Source organism: Enterococcus sp. 5B3_DIV0040 (assembly GCF_002140755.1).
GTDB classification, from domain to species: Bacteria; Bacillota; Bacilli; order Lactobacillales; family Enterococcaceae; genus Enterococcus_D; species Enterococcus_D casseliflavus.
Genome location: NZ_NGLC01000001.1, coordinates 2,335,348 through 2,351,362 on the forward strand (window position 1 = coordinate 2,335,348; position 16,015 = coordinate 2,351,362).

Genomic DNA, 16,015 nt, shown 5'->3' on the forward strand with positions numbered 1-16,015 from the left:
ACCAGCTGCGGCTTATTAGCTAAGACGCTGCTTTGCTAACGAGCCGATAAACGCTGGTTCTAAAAACTTCTGTTTGGCACTATTACCTACGAAACAAGACAACAGCGACAGATGTCTTCCCTCAAAACGAGCACAAAAAAACCTAAGAACCAGCTGCAGCTCATCAGCGAAAGACAATGCTTTGCTAACGAGTGAAACATCGCTGGTTCTCAGGAACTTTCTTTTAACCCTTGTCTTCTTTTGCTGCCATCTTCTTTAAGGAAAAGAACTCGGCAACGACAAGCTTATTTTTTCAAAAAAGACCTTACACCTTACGCTTTGGTTTCTTCAGGCGATACGATCAGCACGTCGCACCGGGCTTCACGGATAACGAAGCTGGCGACACTCCCCATCATGAAGCGTTCCACGGCGTTCAGCCCAGATTGCCCCACCATGATCAAATCGATGTCGTATTGGTCTGGTAATTGAGTGGCAAGGGCATCTTTGATGGAGCCGTAAGCGACGATGCCTTCTACTAGATCAAAATCCACTGATTTTGCGTAAGCTTTGCAGTCGTCGATCAGATTTTTCGCCGTATCTTTTTCTTGTTCCAAGATCGAACTATCCAAAGGTGCATAGCCCATCATGGTCGGCACTTGCTGATCGATGATCGTTGCGGCATAGACCTTCCCTTGATTTCGACGAGCGACTTCCACTGCTTTTTTGAAGGCAGACATCGCTTGATCTGAACCGTCGATCCCTACTAAAATGTTTTGATATCTTTGTGCTTCCATCTTTTTCCCCTCCTATGCTGATTGTACGCTGGTTAAAAAGGCTTCGATCTCTTCTTTGGTTTTGCGATCCTTGTTGACTAACCGTCCCAGCTCCTTGCCGTCTTCGATAACGACGAGGCTAGGAATACCAAAAATGTTCCATTCAACCGCTACATCCATATATTCATCACGGTCGACTTCGATAAATTGAAGCTCTGGAAAGTCCGCTTCGATCTCAGGCAATTGCGGTTTGATGTAGCGGCAATCGCCACACCAATCGGCGGTGAAAAAGAAGACATTTTTGCCTTTCTCCACATATGTTGCTAACTCTGCTAAATCTTTTGGAATAATCAAATGCTCACCACTTTCTTTTCTTTCAGTATACACCTTTCTTTCAGGGACTACCAACTGACATGCTGATCTTGCAAAGCCCTGCAGAAAAAAAGAGACAACGGATGGCTGTCTCTTTGCTTTCGTTCGTTCTCGCTTATTGTCCTGCCAAGATCGTATCTACAGTGGAACGATCCAATCCTTTCAAGACTTGAATCACCATTTCCCGTGCCGCTTCAAAATCAGCGATACTGAATAGGGTTTGGTGGGTATGGATGTACCGTCCAGGAACACCGATGACTGAACTTGGGATCCCTTCATTTGCCATGTGTGCCGCACCAGCATCGGTACCGCCTTTGGAAACAAAGTATTGGTACGGAATGTTGTTGCTTTCTGCTGTATCCAACAAGAATTCTTTCATCCGTGGCAACATGATCATGCCTGGATCATAGATTCGCATCAAAGTCCCTGCCCCTAGATGACCAAAGGTACCATTTTTGGTGACTGTGTCATCTGCTGGCGAGCAATCGACCGCAAAGAACAAGTCGGGTTTGAATTTCGTCACAGACGGACGAGAACCTCGTAAGCCGACTTCTTCTTGAACATTGGCACCAGCAATCAGCGTATGGCCTAACGTTTCCTCTTTCAAGGCTTCAAGTGCTTCTAATACGACTGCACAGCCGTAACGGTTGTCCCAAGCTTTCGAGATGATGTTTTTCCCATTGGCTGTTTTGATGGTTTCCACTTGTGGGACGATCGTATCGCCAGGACGTACACCAAAGCTTTCTGCTTCTTCTTTTGATTCAAACCCAGCATCAAACAAAATATCTGTGACTTCGACATTTTTTTGGCCGCTGCTTCCTCGCAACAAATGTGGCGGTACTGAAGAAGAAACACATGGATAATCGCCTTTCGCTGTTTTCAATGTAAAGCGTTGAGCAGAAACCACATAAGGGTTCCATCCGCCCAAAGGAGTGACTTTGAATAAGCCGCGATCGGTGATCGTCGTCAATAAGAAACCAACTTCATCCATGTGAGCAGCTACCATCACTCGTGGTGCATCTGCTTCTTGGTGGTGACGCAAACCGAAGATGCCGCCTAAGCCGTCTTGATGGATCTCATCCACCAAGGGGGTCATCGCTTCACGCATATACGCCCGCACGTCGTGTTCAAACCCACTGGTTCCTTGTAACTCCGTTAGTTCTTTGATGCGTTGAAATGTTTTTTCTTCCATGATCATTCGAGAAACACGTATCGGTTGTTTGTTGCCCTAAAGAAACAAAGCTGCTTTTTTTGAAAAAGCAACGCTTGCTGTTGCTGTGTTTTCCAGCAATTTTTGGGTGAAACAACGGATGTGCTCTCTTCCTCCTTATTCCTACTGATATTCTTTATTATAGCGCAAATTTCTATTGTTGGTTATTTTTCTTATAGAATATTTCTAAACTATGGTAAACTATTGTTAAGAGAACCTGTGCTTTCACCGAGATCAAAACATTCGGGAAAACTTACTTTAGGAGGGACATTAGATGGAGAATGAGCATCCATTGCATTATTTTAAAAATGGACTGACCATCGGTTTAGGTCTTGGCTTTGCAGGAGGGATTTTTTCAACGATCTGGTTGAAGAAAAGGCAAGCCATGAATGCCGATGATGTCTTAGACAATATAAAAGCGGCGTTTATCAAAGAAGGACCGATCGAAGGTTCTTGGATCAATTTCGAAAAACAACCTTTGCGCAAATTTGCGATCACTTCCCAAGGATATACTGGCGGCATCACCCGCACCGAAGACGGGCAGCTTGTCACCTATGAATTTTTGGCAGATGCTCATACAGGCACCGTCTTAGATATCCAACGAGCAATCGTGGACTAATCACTGCACTTACGACCAGCTTCTTAAGAGGCTGGTCTTTTTTCTTTTTAAGCAGTGCTTTTACTGGAGCAAGGTCGCAAGATCCAATACCACGACTTCATCGATGCTGCCGCCTTTTTGCCGATACGCCCATGCCCCACTTTCAAACAAGCAGTACAGCTGTCCTTTTTCTACCACGATCTGTTCAAGGTAATGGGGAAACTTGATGCGCCGCAACGCATGTTTGCGGGTCAGCACCGTTGCATCCTTTGAAAAGACCCATAACTCCGCCGACCCTGGTCCAAAAGAACGTGCCAGCAACATGTATTCAGTGGTAAAGGCGATACTTTGGACTTTCGTGGTGGTGACCCTTCTCTTACGCGGCTTGATGCGAGGAGACGCTTTGCGACCGCTGTCTGAAAGAACAGGCAGCGGATAATTCGCCACCACGCCCCCTTGTTTCAAGGCAAAGGTCCCTGAAACAAGTTCACCGCTATCGGCTGCCAAATAGGAGCTGTGAGTGATGCCTGCCAATTCGATGACTTGCTGATAAGCGATAGGCTGATTGGTTGCCAAGGAATCATCTTCCAGCAGTGCTTGTAGAGAAACACACGCCACGCGCCCCATTCCTTTCCCTGTAATGGTTAGCCACAGCATTTGCGTTGCTCGATCAAAGACTAGGCCACCGACATGAGGGCGTTTTGGCAGAACCACCGTTTTCAGATGCCGCCCGCTCGTTCTTTCTATTATATAAAGCTGTGAGTGATGTTCCTGCTGCGAACAATACGCTGAGAGGAACAAATAGTCCTCTGAAACGGCCAACCCTTGTGGGGTCATTGCCTGACATTGATCCGCATGCTTGTGCAGCCTCGTTTCTGCTTTCGCCGTTGCCGTCGTTGCCACTGCGGCAGTGGCTTCTTTTAAACCGGGAACCAAAAGGACTGCTTCCCTTTTTGCCCCGGCTGCCAGCCACGCCTGCCGCACGCTGGGATAACGCTTCAGTTGAGCTGCCAGTGCTTGGTTGTGGCGCGCCTGTCGGTGCTTTTTCAGCCAGTACACCACAAAAAGGCCAACCGCAAACACGCCCAAAAGCAGCAAGCTCTCTGTTTGTCTCATTGATTGGCCTCCTTGATGAATTCCCTCTTGTCGGCTGATTTACCAGCCGCTTATTGTTTGTCTATTCGTAATAATGCTTAGACTACTTGTACTTCGACATCAATGTTGCCGCGAGTGGCCCGAGAATACGGACAAAAATCGTGGGCTTCTTCTGCGATTTTCTCTGCCTCGGCTTTTTCAACGCCCGGTAACGATACTTCTAAAATCACGCCGATTTGGTAACTGCCGTCCTCATGCTGATACAAAGACACTCTTGCTTTAACTTCGGATTCGGATTCGATGTTATGCTCTTTCAGCATATGCTGTACGGCACCGTTGAAGCATGAAGCATAGCCTGCGGCAAATAATTGCTCTGGATTGGTCCCTTCACTATGAAGACCTGGCTTGTCGATTTTCAGGTGAAAACTACCGTTTGGTGCTTCGACCTCTCCGACACGTCCGCCTCGATTGATCATCGCTGTTTCATATTGCTTTTTCATTGAACCTCTTCCTTTCTTTTTTTGACCTACTTCAAGTGTAACGACAATTTTCTAATCTGACAAAGGGATTGCTTATGCATCCTTTTAAAAAACAAAAAAAGGCAAACCCAGAAACTCTGGATTTGCCTGTCTATTCGAGGTAATTGCTACCCGAAATAAATGAATGAAAACAATTGCTGAATGGACTAGCCGTTTGAACGTCCTAAGAAGAATGAAACAACAGCAACTACAATAACCGCACCAATAATTGATGGGACGATTGCCATTCCAGCAAGTGATGGACCCCAAGAACCTAAGATCGCTTGTCCAATAGCTGAACCTACTAAACCTGCAACGATGTTGGCGATCCAACCCATTGATCCACCTTTATTTGTGATAGCTCCGGCGATCAAACCGATAATAGCTCCTACGATTAATACCCATAACCAATGCATATTTTTCTCCTTCTTTCTTTTAAGTAGTTATTACACATATTATGTTACGCTTAATCCCCGTTTTAGACAAAAGATTTGCACTCAATTTGCAAAAAAAAAATTCAAACCTTGTTATATTAACGTTTATCAGTACTTCCTAATTATCGTTGTAAGAGCTTTAATTCGTTTTTTTTAGTATTGGTGCATTTTTTGAAATCGTTTTATTTTGTATTTTGCATCTTATCCGCTAAACTGAGGGAGAACCACTCTTATTTTGTCAGATAATTGGCACTTTTCACTCCTCGATCAGTCCTAGGACTGCTATCATTTCAGTACTTCAGCTATTTTTCATTGGGGGACGTTTCGATCGTTTTCGATTGGAAACGTTTTTTTGAACAAAAATCATTCAATAAAGGAGAGGAACAAAATGAACAAAAAAATAGGGTATTCAATTTTGTCTTTGGCGGCAGTGATGTTAGGGGTCGCTGGCTGCGGCAGTGGTGACAGTGCCAGCGAGAACAAGCAGATCCGTATGTTCGTTTCTGGAGATACCAGTGAAGGCGGCGCTTATTCGAAAATGGCGGAAAAATACAAGGAAGAAACTGGTGTGACTGTCGAAGTCACCGATGTGCCTTATGCGGACTTGCTGACAAAGATCACCAAAGCTGTTCAAGCGGATGATGCGCCAGAGGTCGTGCGGGTTTCTACCGTTCAACCTGACTGGAATGACTATCTGATGGATCTATCAGACATCGCCAGTGAGGCAAAAACATTGGAATCGATGACGATCAAAGATGAAGCAGATGTCGTCAAAGCACTTCCTTCTGATGTCACTGCCACTGGGTTGTTTATCAATACGGATTTGTTTGACGAAGCTGGTGTGACCTACCCCACTTCGGAAGAGGACATTTGGACTTGGGATGAATTTTTAACCGCGATCAATGAAGTCGTTGAAAAAACCGATGCCAAATACGGTATGATCATGGACGCGTCGGATCACCGTTTACGGGCTTTCACCTATCAATACGGGGGACAAGATTTCTTTTTAGATGACAGCGGTGATTCTTACACGACCGATGATGCTACGAAAACGGCTTTGCAAAAATTTGTTGATTTGAACAATGACGAAGTGATGCCAAAATCGGTTTGGACCTCTGGAGAAGATGCTTCTGCTATGTTCAAGAGCGGCCGTGTTCCAGCTTACTTTTCTGGCAGCTGGCAGATCGTTGATTTTTCTACCAACATCAGCAACTTTAACTGGCAATCCACCTATTCTCCTTATGAAGAGACCCGCGCGGTCAATATGGGCGGCAACTTCATCACTGGCTTCAACAATAGTAAAAACAGTGAAGAAGGCGAAAAATTCATCAAATGGTTGTACGAAGAAGAAAATTACAAACAGCTTTGTACCTATGCTGGTTACTTACCTGCGGTGGAAGATTTGACGGTCGACTATGAACAAGGCCAGGATGCTTATGAAATCTACAACCAAGAGATCGCAGCCGCTGCTCAACCAATCAGCAGCAAGCAAACCACCGATCAAGTGACGATGAGTATGAAAGGCTACACTGGATTGACAGGGGCTTACCGTGATGCCATCGTGCAAGTATTAAATGATGAAATTACATTAGATGAGGCAATCGACAAGACGATCAAGGATTACAATGATGGGTTTTTGAAGAAATAAACAGACGTTCAACCACAAAGAACCCATAGTCTGGCTTTTTGCAGACTGCGGGTTCTTTGTTGCTGATACGATCGTCGGAGGAGGAATTTTCTGTGAGTACTTTACAAAAAAACAAATGGCCGTTGCTATTCACTGGCGCAAGCATCATTTTGTTCATTATCTTCTTTTTGATTCCAGCACTCTTAGGACTTTATTACTCGTTAACCGACTATAAAGGCTTTGCGACAGCCAATTTTATCGGCTTGGCGAATTATCAAGAATTGTTTCAAGACGCCAGCTTCTATAAAGCACTATTTCGTACATTTCGTTATGTGATCATTCTAGTCCCAAGTATCTATGTCGTTTCTCTCGCCGTCGCTTTGATGTTGAATAGTCAGCTGGCGAAAGGCAAATTTTTCGCAAAGATCATTTTTTTCTTACCATGGACCATCTCTGGGATCATCGCTGGGGTTATCTGGAAATGGCTGTTTGGTGAAAACTTTGGCTTTATCAACTTTATTCTAGAGCAAGCAGGACAACCAACTGTCCCATGGTTTACCGACTCGAATGCTGCCTTTTCTGTCATTATTTTGGCTGCCATCTGGGGTGGGACTGCCTTTAACATGCTGCAATTTACTGCAGCTTTGAAAAATATCCCCCGCTCGTTGTATGAAGCTGCCGAGATCGACGGCGCCAGCTTTGGGCACAAATTGCGCTACATCACCTTGCCTATGCTGCGGCCGACTTCCTTTATGGTCATCTTATTGGCTTCGATCGGCGCTATGAAAGAGTTCGCCCTCGTGCAATCGCTGACCAATGGTGGTCCAGGAACCGACAACATGTTGATCGTGCAATATATCTATACGACTGGGTTTGACAAAATGCGGGTCGGCTATGCCAGTGCTGCCTCCATGGTACTTTTCGTGATTCTTTTACTGTTAGGCTTAGCACAAATGAAGATTGGAGGCGGCAAGAATGACATCTAAGACCATCAAAACCAAACGACCTGTCACAAGAAAGTCAGCGATGTTTTTTTTAACGCTGGCACTGATCATCACTTCCCTGCTGTACCTTTTCCCACTACTTTGGTTCTTATTAAGTGCCTTTAAACCAGGGACTGAACTATTTGCATATCCCTTGAAAATCATTCCTGAAAATCCAACCATTCAAAACTTTATTGATGCTTGGACAACATTGGATTTCTTTCGTTACTTCAATAATACGTTGATTTCAGCGGTGGTCACCACTTTATTGACGATCCTAGTCAGCGCCGCCTGTGGCTATGCCTTTGCAAAATACGATGCCAAATGGTTGCGTTTTTTCTTCATCTGTATCATCGCCACCACCATGCTGCCGACGGAAGTTATCATGAACCCAACGTTTTCCGTCATTCGTTCGCTAGGCTTATATGATAATTTATTGGGGATCATCATCCCTTCCATCAATACAGCAACAGGTATCTTTATGTTCCGAACCTTTTTCGTCTCCGTTCCTGACGATTTGATTGAATCAGCCCGCATCGATGGCGCCTCGGATGGGATGATCTTTTTGAAAATCATGCTGCCGATTGCCCGACCAATCATTATGACACTGGGGATCTTTTCGTTCCAGTGGCGGTGGAATGATTATATCTGGCCCTTGATCGTCTTGAATGATCCGAAAAAGTACACCTTGCAAGTGGCGATCCGCAGCTTGGTGGGCGCGGAAAATATCAATTGGACGATTTTGATCGCAGCCTCAGTAATTTCCATTTTGCCTTTGCTGCTGGTCTTCCTCGCCTTTCAGCGCTGGATTCTCGACAGCAATTTAGACAGTGGGCTAAAATAAAAAAGTGCCGACTGCTTCGTCACACCTTTCTCCTTTTATGGATGAACGGTGCCACAGAGCAGCGGCGCTTTTTATTTTGAAAAGTCTTTTCGCGACAAGTAGACGGCAGTTAAAATGCCGACTAAAATAGCTAATCCAAAGACGACGATCGTACCGATTGCATTGTCTTTTCCTGGCAGTCCTCCGGTGTTAATCCCCCATAGCCCGGCGATCAAGGACGGCACAGCTACCACTAATGCCGCAGAATCTAAGTATTTCATCAGATGGTTTAGATTGTTGTCCATCATATCGGAGAACAAGCCACCGATGGTTTCTAACAAGTCGCGATAGATGGTGACCATTTTCATGGCAAATTTCTGCCGCAGCTTGATGTCATAAACGAGTGCTTCATTATCCAAACGATCCAAAAATTCTTTGCGATCCATCAAACGATCGACAGTATGGTTTTGGTCTCGCAAGGTGTGATCAAGATAGACCATGTCTCGTTCGGTATCGGCTAAGTTAAACAATTCGTTGTTTTCTGTCGTTTTACGGGCAGCTTGATCCAAATCATCGATTTGCTTCTTCATTTCCTGCAGACCTTTGATGTAATGGGTGTAGATCATCAACGTCGAATAGGCAACGATATCTTCATACCGTTGAATATCTTGTTCATGCTTTTCGATCAATCGTTTGATCAGATTGGATTGATGGGAGACATACGTAATCAACAGATCTTTGGTGTAGATAAAAGTCACAGGCTCAAGACGGTCTTCGATTCGATCCTCAGTCACTTCCGACAAATCGATCAAAGTATAGAGAATCGGATGATTTAACTTGGTGTTGCGCAAGTATTCCAAACGTGAGACTTCTTCCGGTTCATTGGCGCCAATAAAAATATCTTCGGGCAGTTGATACTTATCTAACAAGTGTCGTTGTTCCTCTGGATCTGTGCCAGAAACCACTAGCCAATTGTAATCCTCCTCCGAAGATTCCCTGATTTTTCGGTCTTCCATTTTATAATACTGAAACATGGTGACTCGCTCCTTTTCTAATTCTCTCTTAATTTAACTATCTAACGCTTCACGCTTTTTGTCAAAGTAAATGGCTTTTCTTTTCAGTGCTTTTTTATTTTGGCAAAGTGCGTTTTATTAGACGAACGTTTCGATTCATGAGAAACTTTTTATGGGCCCAATAAAAAATTTTAGGAGGAATAGTATGTTTCGTCATCAGAAAGAATTACAGTTTGAAGCTAAACCAGAAAAACCAAATCCGTTAGTTGCGAAATACCTTCAAGAATTAATCGGTGGACAATATGGAGAAATGAGTGTTGCCATGCAATACTTATTCCAAGGATGGAGCTGCCGTGGGGAAGAAAAATACAAAGACATGTTAATGGATATCGCTACTGAAGAGCTTGGACACGTTGAAATGTTAGCAACGATGGTTGCACGTCTACTGGAAGGTGCACCTGTGGAAGATCAAGAAGCGGCTATGAAAAAAGACCCAACGATCGGTGCGATCATTTCTGGAATGAATCCGCAACATGCCATCGTTGCCGGCTTAGGACCACGCCCTGCTGATAGCGTCGGCAATCCATGGTCAGGTGCGTATATCATTGCTAGTGGCAACTTACTTGCTGATTTCCGTGCCAACTTAAATGCGGAATCACAAGGTCGTCTGCAAGTAGCACGCATCTATGAAATGATCGATGACCGTGGGGTCAAAGACTTACTTTCGGTCTTATTAGCGCGTGATAGCTACCACCAAAATCTTTGGGCAGCTGCCGTGAAAGAATTGGAAGAAAACGAAGGCTCAATTTTAGTGCCGACTACCTTTGACCGCAAAAACGAACGCTTAGATATCGCTTATGATTTCTATAACTTCTCAGAAGGCGACCAAAGTAAAGAAGGCTCTTGGGCGAAAGGCAAAGCCCTTGATGGTGAAGGCGAATACCAATGGCTAGACGAACCAAAAGTCGAAGGAAAAGCGCCAAAACTCGATCAAGTCACACCAAAAATGTATGGCACACCGCCTGAAAAATAATTTGATCAAAAAGAGCAATTGTTTCTGAAACAGAAACCGTTGCTCTTTTTTCTTTGTCTGTTTGAGCAAGTTGGTTACGTTCCTGTCAAAAAAGCGTTAGAGTAGAATGTAGAGAAGAAAAGGAGGAATCATTTTATGAAAGCACCTTTACTGACATTAAACGACGGCAATTTACGCCCCGCAGTGGGCATCGGTACTTATCAGATCCGTGGAGGCGAAGGATTGAGCCAGCTGCAAGCAGCGATCGCCGACGGGTATCGCTTGATCGATTCTTCAACCAATTATGACAATGAAGGCATTGTCGGCAAAGCGATCCGTCGCTCTGGTATCCCACGTTCAGAATTTTATATCACCTCAAAATTACCAGGAAAATACCATGGCTATGATGATGCCTTAACCAGCATTCAAGAATCCCTTGCTCGCATGGGGCTCGACTACTTCGATGCCTTTTTGATCCACTGGCCATTACCAAAACGCGGCAAATATGTCGAAGCTTGGCAAGCCTTAGTGACCGCCCAAAAATTAGGCTTGATCCGTTCCATCGGCGTTTCCAATTTTGAACCAGAACATTTGGATGCCATCATTGAAGCAACTGGTGTGACCCCTGCACTAAATCAAATTGAGATCCATCCTTACTGGGTCCAAGAACGAATGGTCGCAGAAAACAAAAAGCGCGGCATCGTAACGGAAGCCTGGAGCCCATTAGGTCGTGGCAGCGATGCCCTGAAAGAACCACTGATCACTGAATTAGCTGAGAAATACCAAAAATCAGCTGGTCAAATCATCTTGCGCTGGCATGTGGATCGTGGCATTTTGCCCCTTCCAAAATCAAGAAACCTCGCCCATCAACGAGAAAATCTTGCGATCTTCGACTTTGAACTGACTGAAGATGAAATCAATCAAATCAATCAGTTAAACAAAGCAGACGGCCGTATCGATGGTCAAGACCCAAATGAGTATGAAGAATTTGAATAAACAATTTCAACTGGAAAAAACACCATAGCTATCTCTTGGTAGACAAAACCTCTCAAAAATCAGCGACCAGCTGCTTTTGAGAGGTTTTTATGTAACCAAGGCTCCAGTGGTTAGCTTTGCCCGAATCAAAGTCGTACGATAAAATATTCTTTTTGGCAGAAATTCCCTTGCTAGCAGTTCGATTTTCTTAAAGGTGACAAGCGTCAGCTAGGCGTTCATCACAGCTTTTAATCGAATGTCGGTTTCTCGAAAGAAGGTTGTCCTTCACTTTTTCGACACTTAAAGACAACAGCGTTTCCCCCGTTCTCCTTCAGCTTGAAAGGAATTTCCACATGCCCATCAGTGAACGTTATCCCCAAAACTCGTGTTTCTTGCGAGGAGGTCTTTTTCGGTAAATGAAGATGGCGAAACTCAGAATGCCACAAAATAGACCGGCGCCTCCTAGTAGTTTCACGATAGTCGGCAGCCCTCTTAAGCCCATATCTGCCATTGAAGAAACTGTGCCATTTTCATTAATCCTTCCCCAAAATTGGTATATTTGTTGTTCTAAGTGATTTAATCGCCTATCAAGAGGTTTTCTTTCGTATTCAGGAATTGTGTCATAACGTGGTGTTTTTATGTCTGCCAATATAGCTAAACGTGCTTCTGCAAAAATGTTGGGGTGCTCTGCCAATAGTTTTTGAGCTTTTTTTATCAATTCTCTAGGTGTCCCATCAGCAACCTTTACGCGGAAAAGAGAATAACTAGAAGGATTTCTTTCCAAGCGAATCCCATCTATTGCTGTAATTGTTTCATCAATCTTATTTTCAATCAGTTTTTTACTAAGGTAAGTCTCTGGAAACGTTTCAGCATTCAAAAAAGATGTTTCTTCATGCAATTGAAAGCTCAACACATTGTTTTGGTACCTTCTCAAAAACAATCCAGGAACAAAACCAACTCGCACCATTTCAGGTTTTAACTCAAAGGAGCGGTTGACAGATTCTTCCTCACTAGGCAATAAGTCTGATGTGGCTAAAGCTATCTCTTGGATCTTTCCATCAGCGATAAATCCATAGGATTCTGAGATTGACTTCTGTATAATCCTTTCAAGCTCTTCATAAGTAGTTCCCTTCAAACGAATTGTTGCAAAATCATTTTTATCTGGACCGGATAGAAGTTCACCACCAAAATATGAAAGTTCATAAAGCAATTTGTCTAAAACCGTTTCATGGTTTGACCCGAATTCTTGATTAAAGCGCTCCCTATCCAGTTGAAAATGGAGCCGATTGTTAATGAAGGTCACTTCTTCACCGAAATACTCTTCCGTCGTTACATCAGCGATAGTCGGCGACGGTGGTTCGGGATTTTCGGATAGCCAAAATGACTGCTCTATGGGATAATAAGTCCTTTTGTTACTACTATCGACGGCGACCAATTCAAATCGGTTTTCCTGTTCATCGGTAGAAAGAAAGAGACGAGCTTCACCGAATGTTCGCTCTGTAACTTCAGGTTCTCCCGCTTTTTTTTGATACAAGTGCTGATCGTATTCGCCGTTTACATTGACATAGACTTCTTCTAACGTTTGTCCTTCGCTTGGTGTGACCGCATAAATTAATTCTAAAAAAGGAACCATCAATTCTGAATTCGGAAGTTCCGTGACGATTTCCAGCAACGGTTCAGTGAGCGGCTCTGTGGATTCTGGATTAATTCTTTCGCTGTTGAGGATGGCCGCTAAGGTGCCTTCTATCTGAATTGAATCAGTATCTGAAACTTCGGCTGCTTTTACAGGTAAAACTAAAAAGTGACAGATGGTGAAACAAATTAATAAAATACAAAGATTGATACATAAGGGATTCGCTCTATCAGCCTCTTTCTTTCTCATTGCGGTTATGCGTTGATCTGATTGCATTCAATTCACTCCTTACATCTAAGGTTTTGGAAGTTTATGAAAAATGTTCATCAAATGATTATTTTTCACTAGTAAAAAAATAATTGATAACCATTTGATGAACAACAAATTCATATTCCTTAAAAAGAACTCTATGCTGCTAAACGTTCAGACTCCACATTGGTCGTCTGAAGATTTTGAGCAATAGTATCTGAAAGTTCGATTTGCAGCTTTTGGATATCTTCGTCAAATAGCTCGTAACGAATTTTTTCAAAGATTTCTGCTAATTGCTGGAAGTTAGAGATGTGGAAGAATTCCCCACCTGTTACTCTTACAATGTTGTCTTTTTTCGATCTTCCTCTCTACCTATTCCATAAGCTGCTCCTTTCTAATCAACGGTTTGTAGATTTTTTATTCATTATTTGTTGTCTTGCTGTAGCTCCCAAGCTAATTATACCGAGCGAGAAGTTAAACAACAATCGTTTTTGCAGTATTTTATTCATATTTTAGCTATTATTTTATATATTTTTATTTTTAAAGACCATTATTAAGTAAAAATACATAATTCTAGTTTAAGCCATCTTTGCTTGAATCGCATTTTCATCCCTATGCTCCGGCCCTTTTCTAACAAGTAAGCAAAAAAAGACATTCTCTCGCAAGGAGAAAATGTCTTGAATGGTTTCTTTGACCGTCTTATTTCGCTAAGGAACGACTAACTCTTGACCTACAGCTGATAATGGATCGCTTCTTGGTACTTTTCAAACAGGGACTGGTTCAATTCATCCCCGCCGTCTAGGTTCGCTGAGTAAAAAATCGGCGGATAGTCGACACCGGCTTCTTTTAGTTTTTGGCAAACTTCAACGATGATCGCATTTAAGATCGTTGCGCCGACCACAGTCGATGTAGGCCCGACTTTTTGTTCGACGTCAGGAATCGTACACGCTGCATCGCCAATCTCCCCATGATTGTCGATGACGATATCCGCCGTTTCAAATAAACGCAAGCCTGATGTATGACGGCTGGTGACTGTTTTTGAATAGGTAAGATTCGTTAATGCGATGATCTTGACCCCCTTTTCTTTTGCATGAAGCGCCATATCGATGATAACTGGGTTTCGCCCAGACACCGAATGCAAGATCAGCACATCACCTACTGTAAAGGGTTGGGTCGCCGCCAAGGCACTACCGTAGCCTTCTAAGCGCTCCATTTTACTAGTGAAGGTGATTGGACTGCGATCAAGCATCAGTTCTCTTCCAAAGATCGCATTGATGGTCATCATGCCACCTGCTCGATAATACATCTCTTCAGCTAAGATCCCAGCGTGACTTGCGCCAAAAATGTAGATGGCTTTTTTGGTCAAGTTGGCTTGCGTCAGTAATTCAATGGCTTGCTCAATCGCTGGTGCTTCTTTTTCTTCTACAATAGACAATAGTTCTTTTGCTTTTTCAAAGTATTGAAACATTTAAAACCCTCCAAACAGCTTGCCGATCAATTCACCAAGGATGCCCCATAGAGATAAATCGTTCCCACCGAAAATCAAGATCCAGTTTTGAATCGTCGTTGAGAACAACGCTGCAGAGATCCCAACGAGTGCTACCATAACGACAGAAGCTGTGATCGTACCAATAATGGCACCTCGCAAGCCCCCTTGTCCTTCGCCAATCACCGCAGCACCGCCACATTCAAAGAAGCTGGTGATGACTAAAGGAACGATCAAAATGCCAAAGACGTTGGTCGTATTGGCAATGACCACTAAAATCGTTGAGGTGATCATCGCCACGATAAAGCCGATGATTACAGCATTTGGACGATAGTTGAACAAGATGGGCACATCAAAAGCTGGTTTTGCTCCAGGAACGACTTTTTCTGCGATCCCTTGAAAGGCGGGAATGATTTGGTTGATCAATAGACGTACCCCATACAACATGATCAATAATCCTGCACCGAAGTTCAAGCCAGCATCAACCGCAAACATCACCAAGTTGCCCCCTTCAGGAACTAATACGGGCGCAATCAAACCGATGACGACATTCATCAAAAACATCACTAACGCGCCAGTAATCGATATTTCACGGAAAAACGATAGATTTTCAGGCACTTTCAAATCTTCCGTCGATTTTTCTTTGTTTCCGACCCGTTTTGCAACAAAGCCTGAAACCAATGACAAGATCCCCGTTGGATGACCGATCAAAAATGAATCATCGCCTGTGGCATCCCACACATATTTACGCATGATCCATGGCATGAAGGACCAGTAGCAAGCAGATAGAACCGCCCCTAAGATCAACAGTGGGATTCCGGTAAGTCCGCCTTCAACGCCCCCAGCGACGATGACGAACGGGAACCACCACAACATGTGACCGGTGAGGAAAATCGTCTTCACAGGTGTAAAGCGAGCAATCAATAAATGAATGACAAGTCCGAAAAACATCGCTAAACCAACTGTTCCGCCGTATTCTGCCGTAAAGGTGATGTCAGAGAGTCCATCTGACACAGCAACGCCTAATTGGGTTTGAACCGCTGCATTGATCGGTGCGATCGTTCCCACCAACATATTTACCCCAGCCGTCAATGCCACCATCCCGAAGGAAGCTGTTAAGGTTCCTTTGACGACTTCTGCAAAAGGTTTTCTTTGTACCAATAACCCAATCATGGCAATGATCCCCAGTAGGACTGGCGGATTTTTTAAAATATAATCCGTGACAAAATTCATGA

16 protein-coding genes are annotated in these 16,015 nt (G+C 43.8%); 6 read left to right on the forward strand and 10 right to left on the reverse strand.

All coding sequences use genetic code 11. The features are described 5' to 3' along the window. Positions 1–311: 311 nt before the first annotated feature. From A5883_RS11010 to pepA, 3 genes are all read right to left on the reverse strand, one after another. Complete coding sequence (locus A5883_RS11010; protein ID WP_005225429.1) at positions 312–773, reverse strand: universal stress protein; 462 nt, start codon at positions 771–773, stop codon at positions 312–314. Between the two features lie 12 nt (positions 774–785). After that, a complete protein-coding gene (locus tag A5883_RS11015; protein WP_034857755.1) occupies positions 786–1,106 on the reverse strand; it encodes a thioredoxin family protein in 321 nt (106 codons plus the stop codon). Positions 1,107–1,239: 133 nt separating this feature from the next. Continuing rightward, entirely contained in the window at positions 1,240–2,316 is a 1,077-nt protein-coding gene (gene pepA, locus A5883_RS11020; RefSeq protein ID WP_086338736.1) for a glutamyl aminopeptidase, read from the reverse strand. A 292-nt stretch (positions 2,317–2,608) separates the two neighbouring features. Here pepA and A5883_RS11030 point away from each other — a divergent pair, with 292 nt between their 5' ends. Further along, on the forward strand, positions 2,609–2,953 hold the full coding sequence (locus A5883_RS11030; protein WP_005225425.1) for a peptidase: 345 nt from the start codon (positions 2,609–2,611) through the stop codon (positions 2,951–2,953). 60 nt (positions 2,954–3,013) lie between these two features. Here the strand turns inward: A5883_RS11030 and A5883_RS11035 are convergent, their stop codons facing one another. The 3 genes from A5883_RS11035 to A5883_RS11045 form a co-directional block, all read right to left on the reverse strand. Then, the gene (locus A5883_RS11035; protein ID WP_086338563.1) at positions 3,014–4,048 is read right to left on the reverse strand and encodes a hypothetical protein; all 1,035 of its coding nucleotides are present in this window, start codon (positions 4,046–4,048) and stop codon (positions 3,014–3,016) included. A 77-nt stretch (positions 4,049–4,125) separates the two neighbouring features. Further along, the gene (locus tag A5883_RS11040) at positions 4,126–4,527 is read right to left on the reverse strand and encodes an Ohr family peroxiredoxin (RefSeq protein ID WP_005225423.1); all 402 of its coding nucleotides are present in this window, start codon (positions 4,525–4,527) and stop codon (positions 4,126–4,128) included. A gap of 185 nt (positions 4,528–4,712) precedes the next feature. Further along, positions 4,713–4,961 (reverse strand): GlsB/YeaQ/YmgE family stress response membrane protein, encoded by a 249-nt coding sequence (locus A5883_RS11045; RefSeq protein WP_005225422.1) that lies wholly within the window; start codon positions 4,959–4,961, stop codon positions 4,713–4,715. Between the two features lie 406 nt (positions 4,962–5,367). Here A5883_RS11045 and A5883_RS11050 point away from each other — a divergent pair, with 406 nt between their 5' ends. The 3 genes from A5883_RS11050 (at position 5,368) to A5883_RS11060 (ending at position 8,433) form a co-directional block, all read left to right on the forward strand. Beyond that, positions 5,368–6,627: an ABC transporter substrate-binding protein gene (locus tag A5883_RS11050; RefSeq protein ID WP_086338564.1), complete on the forward strand. Its 1,260-nt coding sequence runs from the start codon at positions 5,368–5,370 to the stop codon at positions 6,625–6,627. 92 nt (positions 6,628–6,719) lie between these two features. Continuing rightward, a complete protein-coding gene (locus tag A5883_RS11055) occupies positions 6,720–7,592 on the forward strand; it encodes a carbohydrate ABC transporter permease (protein ID WP_016610005.1) in 873 nt (290 codons plus the stop codon). After that, positions 7,582–8,433 carry a carbohydrate ABC transporter permease gene (locus A5883_RS11060; RefSeq protein ID WP_010747711.1) on the forward strand — a complete coding sequence of 284 codons (852 nt, stop codon included), beginning with the start codon at positions 7,582–7,584 and terminating at the stop codon, positions 8,431–8,433. The genes A5883_RS11055 and A5883_RS11060 overlap by 11 nt, the downstream gene beginning before the upstream one ends. 71 nt (positions 8,434–8,504) lie before the next feature. Here the strand turns inward: A5883_RS11060 and A5883_RS11065 are convergent, their stop codons facing one another. Continuing rightward, a complete protein-coding gene (locus A5883_RS11065; protein WP_086338565.1) occupies positions 8,505–9,446 on the reverse strand; it encodes a magnesium transporter CorA family protein in 942 nt (313 codons plus the stop codon). A gap of 184 nt (positions 9,447–9,630) precedes the next feature. Here A5883_RS11065 and A5883_RS11070 point away from each other — a divergent pair, with 184 nt between their 5' ends. Further along, entirely contained in the window at positions 9,631–10,458 is an 828-nt protein-coding gene (locus A5883_RS11070; RefSeq protein ID WP_005225417.1) for a manganese catalase family protein, read from the forward strand. A gap of 135 nt (positions 10,459–10,593) precedes the next feature. Then, complete coding sequence (locus A5883_RS11075; RefSeq protein ID WP_016610001.1) at positions 10,594–11,433, forward strand: aldo/keto reductase; 840 nt, start codon at positions 10,594–10,596, stop codon at positions 11,431–11,433. A gap of 349 nt (positions 11,434–11,782) precedes the next feature. Here A5883_RS11075 and A5883_RS11080 read toward each other — a convergent pair whose 3' ends face one another. From A5883_RS11080 to A5883_RS11090, 3 genes are all read right to left on the reverse strand, one after another. Further along, a complete protein-coding gene (locus A5883_RS11080; protein WP_086338566.1) occupies positions 11,783–13,321 on the reverse strand; it encodes a hypothetical protein in 1,539 nt (512 codons plus the stop codon). A 703-nt stretch (positions 13,322–14,024) separates the two neighbouring features. Further along, positions 14,025–14,762, reverse strand: coding sequence for an SIS domain-containing protein (locus A5883_RS11085; protein ID WP_086338567.1), 738 nt, complete (start codon positions 14,760–14,762; stop codon positions 14,025–14,027). Beyond that, positions 14,763–16,013, reverse strand: a complete 1,251-nt coding sequence (locus tag A5883_RS11090; RefSeq protein ID WP_016610654.1) for a PTS ascorbate transporter subunit IIC — start codon at positions 16,011–16,013, stop codon at positions 14,763–14,765. Positions 16,014–16,015: the final 2 nt, after the last annotated feature.